Annotated in this window: 18 protein-coding genes; 8 read left to right on the forward strand and 10 right to left on the reverse strand. The window is 68.0% G+C overall.

Annotated elements, in window-relative coordinates:
* Positions 1-500 (forward strand): TetR-like C-terminal domain-containing protein (locus tag A5706_RS21250; protein ID WP_082964531.1); only part of this gene is annotated, 500 nt, incomplete at its 5' end.
* A 2-nt stretch (positions 501-502) separates the two neighbouring features.
* Positions 503-901, forward strand: coding sequence for a VOC family protein (locus tag A5706_RS21255; RefSeq protein ID WP_068134882.1), 399 nt, complete (start codon positions 503-505; stop codon positions 899-901).
* Here A5706_RS21255 and A5706_RS21260 read toward each other — a convergent pair.
* The 7 genes from A5706_RS21260 to A5706_RS21290 all read right to left on the reverse strand — a co-directional run bounded on the left by A5706_RS21260 (position 895) and on the right by A5706_RS21290 (position 7,050).
* A complete protein-coding gene (locus A5706_RS21260) occupies positions 895-1,362 on the reverse strand; it encodes a cupin domain-containing protein (protein WP_068134885.1) in 468 nt (155 codons plus the stop codon). The genes A5706_RS21255 and A5706_RS21260 overlap by 7 nt on opposite strands.
* Before the next feature lie 3 nt (positions 1,363-1,365).
* Complete coding sequence (locus A5706_RS21265) at positions 1,366-2,820, reverse strand: NAD(P)/FAD-dependent oxidoreductase (protein ID WP_068134890.1); 1,455 nt, start codon at positions 2,818-2,820, stop codon at positions 1,366-1,368.
* A gap of 3 nt (positions 2,821-2,823) precedes the next feature.
* The gene (locus A5706_RS21270) at positions 2,824-3,510 is read right to left on the reverse strand and encodes a haloacid dehalogenase type II (protein WP_068134927.1); all 687 of its coding nucleotides are present in this window, start codon (positions 3,508-3,510) and stop codon (positions 2,824-2,826) included.
* 46 nt (positions 3,511-3,556) lie between these two features.
* Positions 3,557-4,603 (reverse strand): zinc-binding dehydrogenase, encoded by a 1,047-nt coding sequence (locus tag A5706_RS21275; protein WP_068134893.1) that lies wholly within the window; start codon positions 4,601-4,603, stop codon positions 3,557-3,559.
* A gap of 159 nt (positions 4,604-4,762) precedes the next feature.
* Positions 4,763-5,413 (reverse strand): TetR/AcrR family transcriptional regulator, encoded by a 651-nt coding sequence (locus A5706_RS34460; protein ID WP_068134895.1) that lies wholly within the window; start codon positions 5,411-5,413, stop codon positions 4,763-4,765.
* The gene (locus tag A5706_RS34465) at positions 5,410-6,102 is read right to left on the reverse strand and encodes a TetR/AcrR family transcriptional regulator (RefSeq protein ID WP_068134898.1); all 693 of its coding nucleotides are present in this window, start codon (positions 6,100-6,102) and stop codon (positions 5,410-5,412) included. The genes A5706_RS34460 and A5706_RS34465 overlap by 4 nt, the downstream gene beginning before the upstream one ends.
* Positions 6,103-6,177: 75 nt before the next feature.
* Positions 6,178-7,050, reverse strand: a complete 873-nt coding sequence (locus tag A5706_RS21290) for an alpha/beta fold hydrolase (RefSeq protein ID WP_068134930.1) — start codon at positions 7,048-7,050, stop codon at positions 6,178-6,180.
* Positions 7,051-7,217: 167 nt separating this feature from the next.
* Between A5706_RS21290 and A5706_RS21295 the strand changes: the two genes are divergently transcribed.
* Complete coding sequence (locus A5706_RS21295; RefSeq protein ID WP_068134899.1) at positions 7,218-7,931, forward strand: SDR family oxidoreductase; 714 nt, start codon at positions 7,218-7,220, stop codon at positions 7,929-7,931.
* 25 nt (positions 7,932-7,956) lie between these two features.
* Positions 7,957-9,657, forward strand: a complete 1,701-nt coding sequence (locus tag A5706_RS21300; protein ID WP_068134902.1) for an MOSC and FAD-binding oxidoreductase domain-containing protein — start codon at positions 7,957-7,959, stop codon at positions 9,655-9,657.
* Positions 9,658-9,660: 3 nt separating this feature from the next.
* On the opposite strand, the gene A5706_RS21305 is transcribed toward A5706_RS21300, so the two are convergent.
* Complete coding sequence (locus A5706_RS21305; RefSeq protein WP_068134905.1) at positions 9,661-10,458, reverse strand: family 1 encapsulin nanocompartment shell protein; 798 nt, start codon at positions 10,456-10,458, stop codon at positions 9,661-9,663.
* Entirely contained in the window at positions 10,455-11,474 is a 1,020-nt protein-coding gene (locus A5706_RS21310) for a Dyp-type peroxidase (RefSeq protein ID WP_068134909.1), read from the reverse strand. The genes A5706_RS21305 and A5706_RS21310 overlap by 4 nt, the downstream gene beginning before the upstream one ends.
* A gap of 51 nt (positions 11,475-11,525) precedes the next feature.
* Between A5706_RS21310 and A5706_RS21315 the strand changes: the two genes are divergently transcribed.
* Entirely contained in the window at positions 11,526-12,782 is a 1,257-nt protein-coding gene (locus tag A5706_RS21315) for a M18 family aminopeptidase (RefSeq protein ID WP_197517920.1), read from the forward strand.
* A 14-nt stretch (positions 12,783-12,796) separates the two neighbouring features.
* Positions 12,797-13,144, forward strand: coding sequence for a VOC family protein (locus A5706_RS21320; RefSeq protein WP_068134913.1), 348 nt, complete (start codon positions 12,797-12,799; stop codon positions 13,142-13,144).
* A 111-nt stretch (positions 13,145-13,255) separates the two neighbouring features.
* Here A5706_RS21320 and A5706_RS21325 read toward each other — a convergent pair whose 3' ends face one another.
* Positions 13,256-13,651, reverse strand: coding sequence for a nuclear transport factor 2 family protein (locus tag A5706_RS21325; RefSeq protein WP_068134916.1), 396 nt, complete (start codon positions 13,649-13,651; stop codon positions 13,256-13,258).
* Between the two features lie 150 nt (positions 13,652-13,801).
* Here A5706_RS21325 and A5706_RS21330 point away from each other — a divergent pair, with 150 nt between their 5' ends.
* Both A5706_RS21330 and purL read left to right on the forward strand, forming a co-directional pair.
* On the forward strand, positions 13,802-14,566 hold the full coding sequence (locus tag A5706_RS21330; RefSeq protein WP_197517921.1) for a helix-turn-helix transcriptional regulator: 765 nt from the start codon (positions 13,802-13,804) through the stop codon (positions 14,564-14,566).
* Positions 14,567-14,583: 17 nt separating this feature from the next.
* Positions 14,584-16,832, forward strand: a 2,249-nt coding sequence (purL, locus tag A5706_RS21335; RefSeq protein ID WP_068134921.1) for a phosphoribosylformylglycinamidine synthase subunit PurL, incomplete at its 3' end; no start/stop codon positions are given.

Consider the following 16,832-nt stretch of genomic DNA (forward strand, 5'->3'; position numbering starts at 1 on the left):
ACGCCCGCCCGCTCGGCGATGGCATCGACGCTGATCGGCCCACCGCCGTCGGCAAGCAGACCATCTATCGCTGGTGGCCTTCGAAGAGCGCGGTGCTGCTCGACGCGATGATCCACCGGGCGCGGCAGGTCGCGCCGGCACCGGACAGCGGCGACCTGCACTCCGACCTACGCGTGTTTTTGCGTGCCACCTTCACCGCCGCGCCCGATAACCGCAGCCTGCTCCTCGGGGTGCTGCGGGAGGCGCTCGCCGATGACGCCACCATGGAGCGGCTCGCGGCGTTCACCGCGGCGAGGCGGGACGAGTTGACTGGAATCCTCGCCCGCGCGCGAGCCCGCGGCCAGATTCCCGCCGCCGAACGGCCGGCAACCATTGTCGACCAGGCGTTTGGATTACTCTGGTACAGAATGATTTTCGCTCACGAGGCGCTCGATGAGAGTGCTGCCGACCAGCTGGCGGCCGCGCTCGCGACGCAGCTGCGCACGAATGAGGAGGGTTGACGGTGAGCTTCGCGGTGGAACGCATCGACCATATCGTGTTGAACTGCAACGATATTGAGGCCACCGCGGATTGGTATGAGCGGGTGCTGGGCATGAGGCGAGAGACGTTCGGACCGTCGCAGCGAACCGCGGTGTCGTTCGGGAACCAGAAGATCAACCTGCGACCGGTCGGGGCGCTGGCCGACGATCCCGACTGGGTGACCGGGTCCGTCGAAGCAGCCGGCTCCGCGGACTTGTGCTTCGTCACGCAGGCGTCGCCGGACGACGTTCGTGCCCACCTCGCCGCCTGCGGGGTCGACATCGTCTCAGGGCCGGTGACCAAGACCGGTGCGTTGGGGCCGATGACCTCGCACTACTGCCGTGACGTCGATGGGAACCTCGTCGAAATCGCGGTCTACTGATCCTCGATCAGCGGATACAGCTCGGGCAGGTTGACGACGATGGCCTCCTGGGTGCTGCGCGCGATCACGACTTCGGCGGCGGAGTCGGGGTCGGGGTTTTCCTCCCGGTGCGGCAGGTACGGCGGGATGAAGACGTAGTCTCCGGGCGCGGTTGCGATGCGGATCTCGTGGTCGCCGTCGTGGAAGACGAACTCCGGGTTGCCGCTTCGGACGTAGATCGCGGTCTCCGATTCGCCGTGATGATGGTTCGACGAGGCGGTCGCCGGTGACGCGTGCGTCTCACCCATCCACAGCTTCTCGGCGCCCACCGACTTGCCGGACAGGGCGGCGAATCGGCGCAGGCCCTCCGATTGTGCGGTGTCGGAACTGATGTCCGAGGCCTTGACGTGGTGCACGCGGTTGCGGGCGACCTCGGGGGCCGCGTCGTCGAAGTCGGGGTGAAATCCGTCTGAAGTCGCCATGGGTCAATTATCGTCCGCGGCGTCCCGATAGGCCTCGAGCAGCCTCAGCCACACTTCGCTGATCGTCGGGAAGCACGGCACGGCGTGCCACAACCGGTCGATGGGAACTTGGCCCGCGACGGCGATGGTCGCGGAGTGCAGTATCTCGGTGACCCCGGGTCCGACCAGCGTGACGCCGAGCAGGTGGTCGCGATCCGCATCGACCACCATCCGGGCTCGACCGGTGTAACCGTCGGCGTAGAGCTTGGCCCCCGTCACGACGTCGCCGATTTCCACGTCGACTGTGTGCACGTTGTGTCCGGCTTCCTCGGCCTGGCGGGCGGTCAGCCCGACGGCGGCGGCTTCCGGGTCGGTGAAGAAGGCCTGCGGCACGGCGTAGTGGTCGGCGGTGGTCGCATGCACGCCCCACGGCGCGGTGTCCAGCGGCCTTCCCGCCACTCGGGCCCCGATGGCCGCACCGGCGATGCGTCCCTGGTATTTGCCTTGATGGGTCAGCAGGGCGCGGTGGTTGACGTCGCCCGCCGCGTAGAGCCAGCCATCCTCGATGGCTCGCACCCGGCAGGTGTCGTCGACGTCGAGCCAGCTGCCCGGCGTCAGCCCCACCGTGTCCAGGCCGATGTCGTCGGTGAGCGGCGCCCGGCCGGTCGCGAAAAGCACCTCGTCGACTTCCAATTCGGAGCCGTCGTCCAATTCGAGGACGACACGGGCGCCGTCGGGCCGCCGCAGCGCTCGGACCGACGCTCCCATGCGCACGTCCACGCCCGCCTCGGCGAGTCCGCGGCCGATGAGCTCGCCGACGAAGGGCTCCATGCGCGGCAACAGGCCAGAACCCCGAGCCAGGAGGGTCACCTGTGCGCCCAATCCTTGCCAGGCGGTGGCCATTTCGACGCCGACGCCGCCGGCGCCGACGACGGCGAGCCGCTCCGGGACGTAGCTGGCGTCGGTGGCCTGACGGTTGGTCCATGGTCGGGCCTCGGCGATGCCCTGCAGGTCGGGCAACGCGGGCCGGCTGCCTGTGCAGACCACGACCGCATGCCGCGCGGTCAGCACCGGTTGCTCTCCGGCGGGCGTACTGACGGCGACTCGCTGCGGGCCGTCCAACCGGCCATGCCCGCGTATCAGCGTGGCGCCGATTCCAGCCACCCAGTCGGCCTGTCCGCTGTCGTCCCAATCGCTGACGTAGCGGTTGCGGCGACCGAAGACCCCGGCGCTGCTGATCGAACCATTGAGCGCCTCGCGGGCGCCGTCGACCCGTCGGGCGTCCGCGACGGCAATTACCGGGCGTAGCAACGCTTTACTGGGCACACAGGCCCAATACGAACATTCGCCTCCGACGAGCTCGCGCTCAACCACCGCGACGCTGAGACCCGCCGCCCGCGCACGTTCCGCGGCGTTCTGACCGACCGGCCCGGCGCCGAGCACGATGACGTCGTAGCCGTGTTCGATATCTGCTCCCATCCGTCAGCGCCTCCCCGCGACGAGCCGCTCGGCGAGCTCGCGGATGTCGCTCACCACGAGGTCCGGTTGCGGCAACCCGTCGACCGCCAGCGGTGGATTGCCGGGCCGGGTGATCAGAGCGGAGCTGTAGCCGACGCGTTGCGCGCCCAGGGTGTCCCACGCGTGCGCGGCGACCATCATGCATTCGGCGGGCGCGACGCCGAGCGTGTCGCACGCGTGCCGGTACACCGCCGGAGCGGGCTTGAAGGCGTGGCAGGCATCGACGCTCAACTGGTGCTCGAAAAAGCCGGCCAGCCCGGAATTCTGCAGTGCCGTGGGCCCGTCCGGGTTGGGCGGCGAGTTGGTCAGGGTGACAAGGCGGAATCCGTTGTCGCGCAAAGCGGCGAGGCCCTCGGCCACGTCCGGGTGCGCCGGCATCGTCAGCAGTCCGGTCTTGAGGCGGCCCACGTCGTCGTCCGTGACGGCTACGCCGTAGACGTCGCCGAGCATGCGCAGCACGCCTTGGGCGAGGGTGGAGAAGTTCACGTAATTCTCCGCCAGCGTGACGGTCATCGAGTACATGATGAGCTGCGCGAACCATTCGCGCAGCACCCGCTCGTCGCCGAACTTGTCAGCGAAAAGCGGTGCCAGCGAATGGATATCGATGAGCGTCTCGTTCACGTCGAAAACGAGCACGGACGGCGTGGTAATCGGCATGGCTAACCTTCGGCATCCCTCGGTGTGTGAATCTCCGGCCTCAGTCCATCACGACGACCACCTTGCCGCCAGCTTCTCCGGACTCCGCCACTCGATGGGCCTCGTGAATCTGGTCGAACGAAAAAACGCGCGCCGGCGTTGCATCGATTTTGCCCTCCGCCACCTGCCGTGCGATGTCACTCAGCGGCACGTCCGACACCGGGAAGCCGGGATTGCCAAAGACGGGGCTGGCGAAGAACGTGAAGTTCACGCCGCTGGCCATCCGCGCGAGCGGGTTGAAATCGCCGATGGGCGCAAGTCCACCGAGCCACCCGGCCAGACACGCGGAACCGCCGCGGCGCAGCATGTCGAGCGAGTCCAGGATGGTGCTGTTGCCGACGAAATCGAGGACGGCGTCGATATTCTTGGCTTCGGCGATGTGGGCGGCAAGGTCGGTGCGCTCCAACTCGACGCGGACGGCTCCGATGTTCTCGAGCAGGGGAAAACGATCGCGGCTGCGTGCGGTGGCAATGACGTTCGCACCGGTGGCCACCGCCATTTTTAGTGCCGCCTGCCCCAACGCCGACGTCGCGCCGCGGATCACCAGCGTTTGCCCTGCGGTCAATTCGAGGTTACGGAACAGGCACGTCCAAGCCGTCGCGTAGGTTTCCGGAAGCGCGGCCAGCTGTGACCACGGCAGGTCGGACTCGATGAGGACGACGTTCGCCGCGCGGACGCGGGTGAACTCGGCATAGCTGCCGTTGATCGTCCGTCCCAGGCCGCCCATCAGGGCCGCCACCTTGGCGCCGACCGGGAACTCGCCTCCCGGGCACGAGTCGACGACGCCCACGCATTCGATGCCGCTGACTTCTGCGGCTTCCGCCCATTCCCCCCGGCGCATGTGGATCTCGGCGTGGTTGATGCCGAATCCCTTGACCTCGATTACCACTTCGCCGTCCCGGGGCAACGGCTTGGGGATGTCGGTGTAGACGAGCTTGTCGAGGTCGCCGAATCCCGTCAGGATGATCGCCCGCATAGTGGCGCCGCCGGGCTGTTCTCGAACCACGGCGGGCGCGGTGGGCAGCTGAGGTGAAGCGATGAGTGACATTGCTGCCTCTTCCTAGATCTGTTGGCGCCCTTTGGATATGGCTGTGCGACGCCGAATCGAAGCGACCATCCCCGCCCGCAACCATGTTGAATGGGCTATCTAGCCCAATATTATGGGTTACGAGACCCAATCTGTCCAGAGGGGCCTGCGCTAATCCGGTCAGGATTTGGCCTTGCGGCGTGTCTTGCGGCGCGGCGGCGCGAAGGAACGCACATAGTCGACGGCGGCAAAGACGGCGGCGCGCATCGGCTCCGGATCGCCGGTGGCATAGGTCACCGTCGCACCACCCTGGTGTGCCACCACCAGCGACGTAGCCAGGTGCCGCGGGTCGGCGTCGGGGCGCAGCTCGCCGCGGTCCCGCATCGCCGTGAGTCCGGCCTGAAACAGTCCGATCCACAGGTCGTAGCCGGCGGACAGGTCGTCGTGCATTTCGTCGTCGGCGTCGATCAGCTCACCGGCCAACGATCCGTAGACGCAGCCGCCGACCCGGTAAACGGTGTCGATGTCGGCCGCGACGGCGTCGGCCCACGCCTGTAGGGCGTCGAAACTGTCGAGCGCACCCAACGACGGTCGAGCGTGAAAGGCCCGCACGTCGTCGCGCCGCGCGGCGATGACGTGACGGGTCAGGTCGCGCTTGTCGCTGAAGTAGTGCGAGATCTGCGACCCGCCCACCCCGGCACGGCGCCGCACCTGTTCGATGCTGGTGTTGGCGACGCCGCGCTCGAACATCAGCCGCGCGGCGGCATCGATGATCCGCGCCCTGGTCGCAATTCCCTTGCGGGTCAACCGCGATGCGCTGTCGTCACTCACGTCGCTGCCGTCCTGCGTCGACCCCGGGCACGTCGGGCGGGCCGCGGTATCCGCTCCGCGGCGTCGGCGGCGAACATGCGCAGATAGTTCACCGCGAAACGGACCGCGTCGGCGTGCGGCCACTCGGCCCGATAGGTGAAGGCCAGGGTGCCGCCGCCCTGATGAGCGCTGACGATGACCAGTGCTATCCGTCGAGGATCCGCATCCGCGACCAGGATGCCGTCGCCCTTCATGTGCCGGATCGAATCCTCGAGGAGCTCGATCCACTGCCGATAGCCCTCGCCCAGCGTCCCCCGCGTCGCATCGTCGGACTTCGCCAGCTGCGCGGCGAGGGCGTGGTAGGTAGGCGTGCCGAAGTATCCGATGCGCCGCAGGTAGCGCATGTTGAGGTCGATCCACCGCTCGAAGTCGTCAAACGACCGCAGGCCCCCGAGCTTGGGCTGCCGGTGAAAGTCCAAAACCACGCCGATCTGGCGCTTGATGACCGCGCGGATCAATGCGCTCTTGTCGGCAAAATAGTGCGCGAGCTGGGATCCGCTGACCGATGCCGCCCCGCGCACGTTCTCCATGTTCGCCGCGGACAGGCCCTCGGTGACGATGAGTTGGGCGGCCGCCTCCACGATCCTGTCGCGGGTGGCGCGCCCCTTGGCGGTCAACCGTTGTTCGACGTGAACATCGGGATGGGCCATCGCGTCAGGCTAACCCGCGGGCGCCGCGGACTATGGGACATTCAACCCATTGACGCCGTGGCGCCCGCCGGCCCGTCAGGCGGTCACGAGGACCTTCGCGAGGAAGTTGCGGATGAGCTCGGTGACTTCGTCGAGTGCGGACTCGAGCAGGAAGTGCCCGCCGTCGAGCAGGTGGATCTCGGCGTCGGGCAGGTCGTCGGCGAACGCCTCCGCGCCGGCCGGGCCGAAGATCTGGTCACCGCGGCCCCACACCGCCAGCAGCGGGACCCGCGTCGCGCGGAAGTACTCGTGCAGCCGCGGATAGAGCGGCGCGTTGGTGGCGTAGTCGCGCAGCAGCTTCAGCTGCACCTCGTCGTTGCCGGGACGAGAGATCAGCGCGTAGTCGTGGTACCAGGATTCCGGGTCGACCAGCGTTTCGTCGGGGACGCCGGTGACGTACTGCCAGCGGGTGGCGTCCAGCGTGAGGAACTGCCGCACCGGGGCCTCGGTGTCGGGCGTGGGCTCAGTTTGGTAGGCCCACACCACTTTCCAGAAGCTTTCGACGAATCCCGCGTCGTAGCCGTTGCCGCTCTGGGTGATGATCGCGGTGACGGCGGAGGGATCGCGCAGGGCCAGCCGCCAGCCGATCGGGGCCCCGTAGTCCTGCACGTAGATGGCGTATCGGTCGATGCCGAGCGTGCGAAGCAGGCCCGCGGTCAGGTCGGTGAGCGAGTCGAATGTGTAGTCGAATTCGTCCACGGAGGGCGCGTCGGAGAGGCCGAAGCCCAGGTGGTCGGGCGCGATCACGTGGTAGCGGTCGGCCAGCGCCGGGACCAGGTCGCGGAACATGTATGAGCTGGTGGGAAAGCCGTGCAACAAAACCAGAGCGGGGGCACCCGCATCGCCGGCCTCGCGGAAGAACAGCCGGTGACCGTCAACGGTGATGTAGCGATGATGAACAACAAACATGACGTTCCTCCAAACCCAGCGCGGCATTTTTGGGATGTATGACCCAGTATGCATCAAAATTGGCGGCGCGCCAAAGTCTCGGGGTTGTGCGACCGGTTGCCCTCGGCATCGCGCGGGCATATTCTGGGCTGACCATCCCATTTTTGTACCGGAGGAGCAGTCGCACGATGGGCAATGCGTTGCAGGACAAAACGGTAGTGGTGGTGGGACGCGGCAGCGGGATTGCGCGTGCCATCGCGCTGCTCGCGCAATCGGAGGGTGCGCGGGTGATCGTGGCCGGGCGGAGCACGGCCGAACTGGAGACCGCCTACACCGGCGAAATCACTGCGGAGTTCGTCGACATCACCGATGACGAGTCGATCGCCACCCTCGCCGACCGAGTCGGAGCGGTGGATCACGTGGTGTCGACCGCCTCGGCGCGCGCCCGTGGAAAGCTGGGTGACCTCGACCGTCAAAGGCTGCGGCTCTCGTTCGACACCAAGGTCATCGGGCCAACGATGTTGGCCAAAGTCTTTGCGCCTCAGATGAAATCGGGCGGCTCGTTCGTGCTGTTCTCGGGAGTGCACGCGTTCAAGCACAACGTCGGTTATCTGGGCGTGGGCATCACCAACGGCGCCGTCGACTTCCTCGCCCGCTGGCTGGCCGTCGAACTTGCTCCGGTGCGGGTCAACGCGATTTCTCCCGGAGTGATCGACACCGGAGCCTGGGACGCGTTCGGCGACGACGGCAAGCGGGACTACTTCAAAGACATTGCCGACGGCAACCCGGTGGGGCGAATCGGGACGGCCGACGACATCGCCGGCGCCGCTCTGTTCGCGATGACCAACACGTTCATGACGGGTGTGACGTTGAAGGTGGACGGGGGCGAACCGCTGGTCTAGGCTGAGGCACTCTCGAGGAGATGCGATGGGCACGCTGGTTTCGGTCAATGTGGGCATGCCCAAGGACGTCCAATGGCGTGACCAAACGGTCTACACCGGCATATGGAAGGCGCCGGTCGAAGGGCCGGTCATGGTGCGCCGCCTCAACATCGACGGTGACGGTCAGGGCGACCTCGGCGGCCACGGCGGCGAGCAACGCGCGGTCATGGTTTACCAGGTTGAGTCGTATGACTTTTGGAGGACCTACCTCGGTCGTGACGACCTGGAAGCGGGTCAATTCGGCGAGAATTTCACGATCAGCGGGCTCCCCGACGACGAGGTATGCATCGGTGATCGCTATCGCATCGGCGAGGCGGAATTCGAGGTCACCCAGCCGCGCGTCACCTGCTTCCGGGTCGGCATGCGCCTGAACGAACCGAAGATGCCCAATCTGCTTGTCTCCCAGCATCGCCCAGGCTTCTATTTCCGGGTGATCAGCGAGGGCAGGGTTTGCGCGGGCGATGCAATCGTGCGGACCCGGCGCGGCCGTCACGAGCTCAGCGTCGCCGACGTCGACGCGCTGTTGTATCTGCCCAACCGCGATATCGAATTACTCCGGAAGGTCGTCGAAGTCCCGGCGCTCAGCCCCGGGTGGCAACAGTCCTTCCGTGACATGCTTGCCGAGCCAGCCGGCGCGGAAACACAAGCCGGCGCCGAACCGGCGTGGAGCGGGTTTCGTCCGTTGCGGGTCAGCCAGATACGCAGGGAAAGCCCTGAGGTGCTGTCCATCGTCCTCGAGTCCGAGGACCATTCCCCGTTGCCACCTGCGTTGCCCGGCCAGTACGTGCCGGTGCGACTTGCCGGGGCGGGGGAGCCGGCGCCCCTGCGCAGCTACTCGCTTTCGGGTGATCCCGCCGAGGGGGTTTACCGGATCAGCGTCAAACGCGAAGAACACGGCCTGGTGAGCGCCTGGCTGCACGCCCACATCCAGCCGGGCGGGGTGATAGACGCGGCCGCGCCACGCGGCGACTTCTATCTCACCGAGGAAGGCAATCCGGTCGTCCTCATTTCGGCTGGCATCGGTGCTACGCCCGTGCTAGCGATGCTGCATGCGCTCGCGGCCGCCGGCAGCGGCCGCGACATCCGGTGGGTCCACACCACCCGAAATCCCCAAACCCAGGCGTTCGCGGCCGAAGTCGCGGCCCTCATCGAGTCCCTGCCCCACGCTCGGCAGCAAGTCTTCTACACCGAGACGCAAGGACGTCCCAACCAAGACTCGATCGCTGCCCTTGGTCTCCCATCCGATGGCACCGTCTACCTCTGCGGCCCAACGCAATTCATGACCGACATCCGCGACTACCTCACCGCCCTCGGGCTCGACCCCAGCCGCATTCACACCGAACTGTTCGGTGCGCTACCGGCGATCAACCCGGGCGTCGTCGAGACGGGTGACCGCAGGCCGCCCCACCCGCCGGCCGGGACTCCGGGCACCGGACCGCCGGTCACGTTCTCGCGCAGCGGGCTGACCGTGAACTGGTCGCCGGATTATGCGAGCATCCTCGACCTCGCCGAGGCGTGCGACGTGCCGACCCGTTTCTCGTGCCGAAGCGGGGTGTGCCACGTGTGTGTCACCGGCATCGTCGCCGGGGCGACGACTTACGTCCAGCCACCGTTGGAGGAGCCCGGTGCGGGCGAAGTGCTGATCTGCTCCGCGGCGCCGGACGGTGACCTTGTCTTGGACCTATAGCGGCTACGGGGCGAGGCAGACCGACGCTTCGGCGGTGTAGCACAAGAACGTCAGCGTCTCCTGCAGATACAGCTGCACGGTCTCGGCGTCGTGGCTGAGGTAGCCGATCGCGACGTCTGTGCCCAGCTGCAGGTCGAAGTCGCCGCCGCGGGTGGTCAGCACGAAGGCGCCGTCGATGGCCGGCGCCCAGATGATGTCCCCGTCGACCAGACGATTGAGGTGCTCGCGGATGGGATAGCCGTGTTCGGTGGTCTCGCTGACCTTGGTGTAGACATCGGCGGCCAGCAGCACCGAGTACGGGCCGTCGACGCCGGCCAGCCGAAGCCCGGTCAACGCCTGGGAAATGGCGTCGGGAATGTCACGAGGATCCTCGGGGAGCTTCAACGTCGGGTTGGAGCTGCACGTGCGGATGCCGTCGATCGACCCGGCCGCATAGCCCTCGAAGATGGCGCGGTCCTCGACGAACGCCAGCTTCTTGGCCGCCTCTTTGACCGGGTCCCAGTCGGAGTCGTTCGCGCCGCGCTCGACGTTGTCGATCTCGTAGCGCGACAGGGTGAACGGAACGCGCAGGCGGACAAGGGGTTTGCTCTCTCGCAAGTGGGCCACCACCCCGTCGGTGGGCGCGTCGACATCGAGGAGCCGCCCGGTGCTGACCGCCGCGGTGACAGGTCCGCCGGGCTCGCTGACGTCGACGACGCGCCGCCCCGCGATATGGCGCTTGAACGTGCGGGTGGCCTCCAATTCGATCTCCGCCCAGGCGACTTCGGTGACGGGTGCCAGGTCGCGGTAGAGGTTGTTCATCGAGAGGTTCCTTTCAGGCTGCCGATCGCGAGTGAACCGTCGGTGGAGGCGGGAGCGGCTGGCCGCGCCGTGGCCAGGGGTGCCGGGAGGGGCGGTGGGTCGTCGAGGAAGTCGACGGTGGGGGAGAAGAACAGTCCGCCGGTGACCGCGGTGGAGAAATCAAGGATGCGGTCGGTGTTGCCGGGCGGGTCGCCGAGGAACATGTTTTCCAGCATCTGCTCGGTGACCGTTGGCGTCCGCGAGTACCCGATGAAGTAGGTGCCGTACTCGGCCTTCCCCAACTCGCCGAACGGCATGTTGTGCCGGACGATCTTCAACTCGGTGCCGTCGTCGTCGGTGATGACGTTGAGGGCGATGTGCGCGTTGGCGGGCTTTTCGTCGTCGTCGAGTTCGATGTCTTCCAGTTTGGTCCGGCCGATTACCAGTTCTTGCTCGGTGACCGACAGCGAATTCCACGACGACATGTCGTGCACGTACTTCTGCACGTGCACGTAACACGAGCCGGCGAAGTCGGGATCCTCATCGCCGATCGCGGTGGCGCTGACGGCGATTGGGCCGTCGGGGTTTTCGGTGCCGTCGACGAAGCCCAGCAGGTCGCGGTTGTCGAAGTACCGGAACCCGTGCACTTCGTCGACCACGGTGACCGCGCCGGCCATCGATCGCAGGATGCGGTCGGCCAACTCGAAGCAGACGTCCAGGCTCTCGGCCCGGATGTGGAACAGCAGGTCCCCCGGTGTGGCCGGGGCGGTGTGCCGCGGGCCCTTCAGCGCGATGAACGGATGCAGTTCGGCGGGACGCGGCCCGGAAAACAGGCGATCCCACGCGTCGGAGCCGATAGAGGTGATCGCCGACAACCGTTTCGGCGGCTCGCGGAAACCGATCGCGCGCACCAGCCCGGAGATTCCGGCCAGCGCGTCGTGCACCGTCGCCTCGCCACCGTCGTCGATGGTGACCACGACGAAGATCGCGGCCGGTGTCAGCGGCTGGAGGATGGGTTGGGGCTGAACCGGAGGCACCCTGCCGACCCTATCGTGGCGACGGAGAGGCCGACAGCCATGATGGTCACCATGCCGGCCAGCGCCGCAGGCCTCTGCGAATTCATCGACGCATCACCGTCGCCGTTTCACGCCTGCACGACGGTGGCCGCTCGCCTGGTCGAGGCCGGCTACGCCGAACTCGACGAAACCGACCGCTGGCCGGACCGACCGGGCCGCTACTTCGTCGTGCGGGCCGGCTCGCTGGTGGCCTGGAACTCCAGCGGGCCCGACAGGCCGTTCCGCATCGTCGGCGCGCACACCGACAGCCCCAACCTGCGGGTGAAGCAGCACCCGGACCGGCTGGTCGCCGGGTGGCGCGTGGTGGCGCTCGAGCCGTACGGCGGCGCGTGGCTCAACTCCTGGCTGGACCGAGACCTGGGCATCAGCGGGCGGCTATCGGTTAGGGACGGTGACCGGGTCGGCCAGCGGCTGGTCCGGATCGACGACCCGATCCTGCGGGTGCCGCAGCTGGCGATCCACCTGGCCGAGGATCGCAAGTCGGTGATGCTGGACCCGCAGCGACACGTCAACGCGGTCTGGGGCGTTGGGGAACAACGGGGTTCGTTCCTCGACTACGTCGCCGAGCGAGCCGGGGTGGCGGCGGCGGATGTGCTGAGCGCCGACCTGATGACACACGACCTGACGCCGTCGACGGTGATCGGCGCCGACGCCAGCCTCATCAGCGCGCCCCGGCTGGACAACCAGGCCAGCTGCTACGCGGGAACCGAGGCGTTGGTCGCCGCCGAACCGAGCGACGTCGTGCCGGTGCTGGTGCTCTTCGATCACGAAGAGGTCGGATCGACCTCCGACCGCGGCGCGCAGTCCAACCTGCTCAGCACCGTCCTGGAGCGGATTGTGCTCGCGGCCGGCGGCACCCGCGACGACTTCCTGCGCCGGCTGCCGGCGTCGCTGCTGGCCTCGGCCGACATGGCCCACGCCACCCACCCCAACTACCCCGAGCGGCACGAGCCCGGCCACCTGATCGACGTCAACGCCGGACCGGTGCTCAAGGTGCACCCGAATCTGCGCTACGCCACCGACGGGCGCACCGCCGCGGCCTTCGAGCTCGCCTGCCGGCAGGCGGGGGTTCAGTTGCAGCGTTACGAGCACCGCGCCGACCTGCCATGCGGTTCGACGATCGGGCCGCTGGCCTCCGCCCGGACCGGCATCCCGACCGTCGACGTCGGCGCCCCGCAGCTGGCGATGCACTCCGCGCGGGAATTGATGGGCGCGCACGACGTGGCGGCCTATTCGGCCGCACTGCAAGCGTTTCTGTCGCCCCGCTGACCTACGATCCGGCCATGGCGCTAAACGTGGAAATGGTGACGTTCGACTGCGGCGATCCGGCGGGGCTGGCCGGCTGGTGGGCCGAGCAGTTCGGCGGCAAGACGCACGTCATCCTCGCCGACGAGTTCACCGCGGTGACGTTCCCGGAGGGGCTGCAGCTCGGGTTCCAGAAGGTGCCCGATCCCACTCCCGGGAAGAACCGGGTGCACCTCGACCTGAGCGCGGCCGACGTCGACGGCGAGGTGGCGCGGCTGACGGCGGCCGGGGCCAGCGAGGTCGGCCGGCACCAATTCGGCGACACCTTCCGATGGGTGGTGCTGGCCGACCCCGAGGGCAACGTCTTCTGCATCGTCAGGCAATAAGCCATTGCGTGTGCACCCTGGGCTTTGCTTTTGAAGCCTGGGCGGAAAAGTCGCCGGATTCCCGCCCACGGTTCACATCGAAAGCCGTGAGCGCACACTCAGCTCCGGCGCTCAGCCCTGGGCGAGGATCGGCGGGTCGTAGCGGATGACGTTCTCCACGACGATCCCGTCGCGGGTGCGAACCCGGTCGATCCCCCGGATCTGGAACGGCCCGTCCGGGCCGGTGCCGCGACCCACATAGTGCAGGAACACCAGCTCCTCGCCCTCGGCGGCGCCGGGGACCGTCGCGCTGTCCACCACGTCGAGCGTCAAATCCGGCGCAGCATCTAACAATTCGCCGATCTTCGCCGTGTATGCCTCGATGCCGCGGACCGGCTCGGCGTCGCCCGGCCAGTAGCCGACGATGTCGTCGGCCAGGATGTCGAAGCCGCGCGACATGGTGGGCGCGGCCCAGTACGCGGCGAACACCTCGGCACTGAACTTCGGGGCGGATTGGACGTCGGTCATCGTTCCTCCATGACTCGGGCGCTCCTTGTTGAGCGCGTCATCTCAAGCCTGGGCGGGACGCATGCGGCGGCACAATTACCTCCTAGGTCATCGCGACGGGTACCCGCGCGTGGTTACCGTGGCTTCGTGAGCCAGGCGACGGTTGGTGTCATGTTGCGCGACTGGCGGGCGCGCCGACGGGTGAGCCAGCTCGACCTGTCGCTCAGCGTGGGGGTGTCGGCGCGGCACCTGAGCTTCATCGAGACGGGACGCGCTCGGCCCAGCCCCGAGATGGTGCTCGCCCTCGCCGAGGGGCTCGACATTCCGCTGCGCGAACGCAACACACTGCTGCTCGCCGCCGGGTTCGCCCCGCGGTACCAGTCGCGCCCGCTCGAGGACGGCGCGCTCTCCCCGGCGCGCGACGCGGTGCAGCGCCTGCTCGACGCCCACGACCCCTACCCGGGCATCGTCATCGACCGCTGCTGGAACATCGTCGGGGCCAACGCCGCGGCGTCCGCCCTGACCGCGGGCCTGCCCGACGACCTGCGCGGGCCGCCGGCCAACGTGTACCGGTTGTCCCTGCACCCCGACGGGCTGGCCGCGCGGACCCTGAACTTCCCCGAATGGGCCGGCTACCTGCTGCACCAGCTCCGCCGCACCATCGCGCTCACCGGCGACCCGGCATTGCGGGCGATCGACGAGGAGGTGCGCGGATACCCGGGGGTCGCGTCGGCCGCCAAAGCGTGGAGCGCGCCACCGGACAACGCGGCCCTGCTCGTGCCGTTCGAACTCGATGCCGGTGGCGGACAACGGCTGTCGATGTTCACGACGCTCACCACCTTCGGGACCCCGCTCGACGTCACCCTCGCCGAGCTCGCCGTCGAGCTGTTCTATCCGGCCGACGCCGAAAGCGCCCGCCTGCTGCGCGGCGACTAGCTCTCTAGACTGTTCCCGTGACAACCGCGCGCACCCAGGTCATCGACACCGTCGAACACGCCGCGACCACCCCTGACCAGCCGCAACCGTTTCACGAACTCGGCCTCAAAGACGACGAATACCAGCGGATCCGCGAGATCCTGGGCCGCCGGCCCACCGACACCGAGCTGGCGATGTACTCGGTGATGTGGAGCGAGCACTGCTCGTACAAATCGTCGAAGGTCCACCTGCGCTACTTCGGTGAGACCACCACCGACGAGATGCGCGCCGGCATGCTGGCCGGCATCGGCGAGAACGCCGGCGTCGTCGACATCGGCGACGGCTGGGCCGTAACCTTCAAGGTGGAATCGCACAACCATCCGTCGTACGTCGAGCCCTACCAGGGCGCGGCCACCGGCGTGGGCGGCATCGTCCGCGACATCATGGCCATGGGCGCGCGCCCGGTCGCCGTGATGGATCAGCTTCGGTTCGGCGCCGCCGACGCGCCCGACACGCGCCGCGTGGTCGACGGCGTCGTCCGCGGCATCGGCGGCTACGGCAACTCGCTGGGGCTGCCCAACATCGGCGGCGAGACCGTGTTCGACGCGTGCTACGCCGGCAACCCGTTGGTCAACGCGATGTGCATCGGCGTACTGCGCCAGGAGGACCTGCATTTGGCGTTCGCGTCGGGCACGGGCAACAAGATCATCCTGTTCGGCGCGCGCACCGGGCTGGACGGCATCGGTGGGGTGTCGGTGCTGGCGTCGGACACGTTCGACGCCGAAAACTCGCGCAAGAAGCTGCCCTCGGTTCAGGTCGGCGACCCGTTCATGGAGAAGGTGCTCATCGAGTGCTGCCTCGAGCTCTACGCGGGCGGGCTGGTGATCGGCATCCAGGACCTTGGTGGCGCTGGATTATCCTGTGCCACATCGGAATTGGCCTCGGCTGGGGACGGCGGGATGGCGATCCAGCTCGACTACGTCCCGCTGCGGGCCAAGGAGATGACGCCCGCCGAAATTCTGTGCAGCGAGTCGCAGGAGCGCATGTGCGCGGTGGTCGCGCCGGAGAACGTGGACGCCTTCATGGCGGTGTGCCGCAAGTGGGAGGTGCTGGCCACCGTCATCGGCGAGGTCACCGACGGCGACCGGTTGCGGATCACCTGGGGCGGCGAGACGGTCGTCGACGTGCCGCCGCGCACCGTGGCCCACGAGGGCCCGGTATATCAGCGGCCGGTCGCGCGTCCCGAATCGCAGGACGCCCTGAACGCGGACCGCTCGACGGCCCTGCCGCGGCCGGCCACCGGTGACGAGCTGCGCGCGACTTTGCTTGCGCTGCTTGGCAGTCCGCACCTGTGCAGCCGCGCGTTCATCACCGAGCAGTACGACCGCTATGTGCGCGGAAACACCGTGCTCGCCGAGCACGCCGACGGCGGCGTGCTGCGCGTCGACGAGTCGACCGGGCGGGGCATCGCGGTGTCCACCGACGCCTCGGGCCGCTACACGCTGCTGGATCCCTACGCCGGCGCCCAGCTCGCGCTGGCCGAGGCGTACCGCAACGTCGCCGTCACGGGCGCGACCCCGGTGGCGGTGACGAACTGTCTGAACTTCGGTTCCCCCGAGGACCCCGGGGTGATGTGGCAGTTCTCGCAGGCCGTCCGCGGCCTCGCGGATGGCTGCGCCGCCCTTGGGATTCCGGTAACCGGCGGCAACGTCAGCTTCTACAACCAGACCGGGTCGGCGGCGATCCTGCCGACGCCGGTCGTCGGCGTGCTCGGCGTGATCGACGACGTGGCGCGGCGAATCCCGACCGGCCTGGGCGCCGAGCCGGGGGAGACCCTGCTGCTGCTGGGCGACACCCGCGACGAGTTCGACGGTTCGGTGTGGGCGCAGGTGACCGCCGACCACCTCGGTGGGTTGCCGCCCGCGGTGGACCTGGCGCGCGAAAAGCTCCTGGCCGAGGTGCTGACGTCGGCGTCGCGCGACGGGCTGGTGTCCGCGGCGCACGACCTATCCGAGGGCGGCCTCGCGCAGGCCATCGTGGAATCCGCGCTGGCTGGTGAAACCGGTTGCCGCATCGTGCTTCCCGACGACGCCGATCCGTTCGTGATGTTGTTCTCAGAGTCAGCCGGCCGCGTGTTGGTCGCGGTCCCGCGCACCGAGGAGAGCCGATTCCGGTCGATGTGCGAGGCGCGGGGCCTGCCCGCGACCCGCATCGGCGTCGTCGATCAGGCCTCGGACGCCGTCGAGATCCAGGGCCTGTTCACCGTGTCGCTGGCGGAACTGCGCGC

It is taken from the genome of Mycobacterium sp. E796 (assembly GCF_001672815.1).
Classification (GTDB): Bacteria; Actinomycetota; Actinomycetes; order Mycobacteriales; family Mycobacteriaceae; genus Mycobacterium.

Bases quoted from the DNA above. Each gene is read 5' to 3' on its own strand.
- A5706_RS21325 (WP_068134916.1), bottom strand. From the start codon at position 13,651: ATGACCGACGTCCAATCCGCCCCGAAGTTCAGTGCCGAGGTGTTCGCC.
- A5706_RS21275 (WP_068134893.1), bottom strand. From the start codon at position 4,603: ATGTCACTCATCGCTTCACCTCAGCTGCCCACCGCGCCCGCCGTGGTT.
- A5706_RS21330 (WP_197517921.1), top strand. From the start codon at position 13,802: ATGTTGCGCGACTGGCGGGCGCGCCGACGGGTGAGCCAGCTCGACCTG.
- A5706_RS21295 (WP_068134899.1), top strand. From the start codon at position 7,218: ATGGGCAATGCGTTGCAGGACAAAACGGTAGTGGTGGTGGGACGCGGC.
- A5706_RS21300 (WP_068134902.1), top strand. From the start codon at position 7,957: ATGGGCACGCTGGTTTCGGTCAATGTGGGCATGCCCAAGGACGTCCAA.
- A5706_RS21305 (WP_068134905.1), bottom strand. From the start codon at position 10,458: ATGAACAACCTCTACCGCGACCTGGCACCCGTCACCGAAGTCGCCTGG.
- A5706_RS21260 (WP_068134885.1), bottom strand. From the start codon at position 1,362: ATGGCGACTTCAGACGGATTTCACCCCGACTTCGACGACGCGGCCCCC.
- A5706_RS21265 (WP_068134890.1), bottom strand. From the start codon at position 2,820: ATGGGAGCAGATATCGAACACGGCTACGACGTCATCGTGCTCGGCGCC.
- A5706_RS21320 (WP_068134913.1), top strand. From the start codon at position 12,797: ATGGCGCTAAACGTGGAAATGGTGACGTTCGACTGCGGCGATCCGGCG.
- A5706_RS21290 (WP_068134930.1), bottom strand. From the start codon at position 7,050: ATGTTTGTTGTTCATCATCGCTACATCACCGTTGACGGTCACCGGCTG.
- A5706_RS34465 (WP_068134898.1), bottom strand. From the start codon at position 6,102: ATGGCCCATCCCGATGTTCACGTCGAACAACGGTTGACCGCCAAGGGG.
- A5706_RS21315 (WP_197517920.1), top strand. From the start codon at position 11,526: ATGCCGGCCAGCGCCGCAGGCCTCTGCGAATTCATCGACGCATCACCG.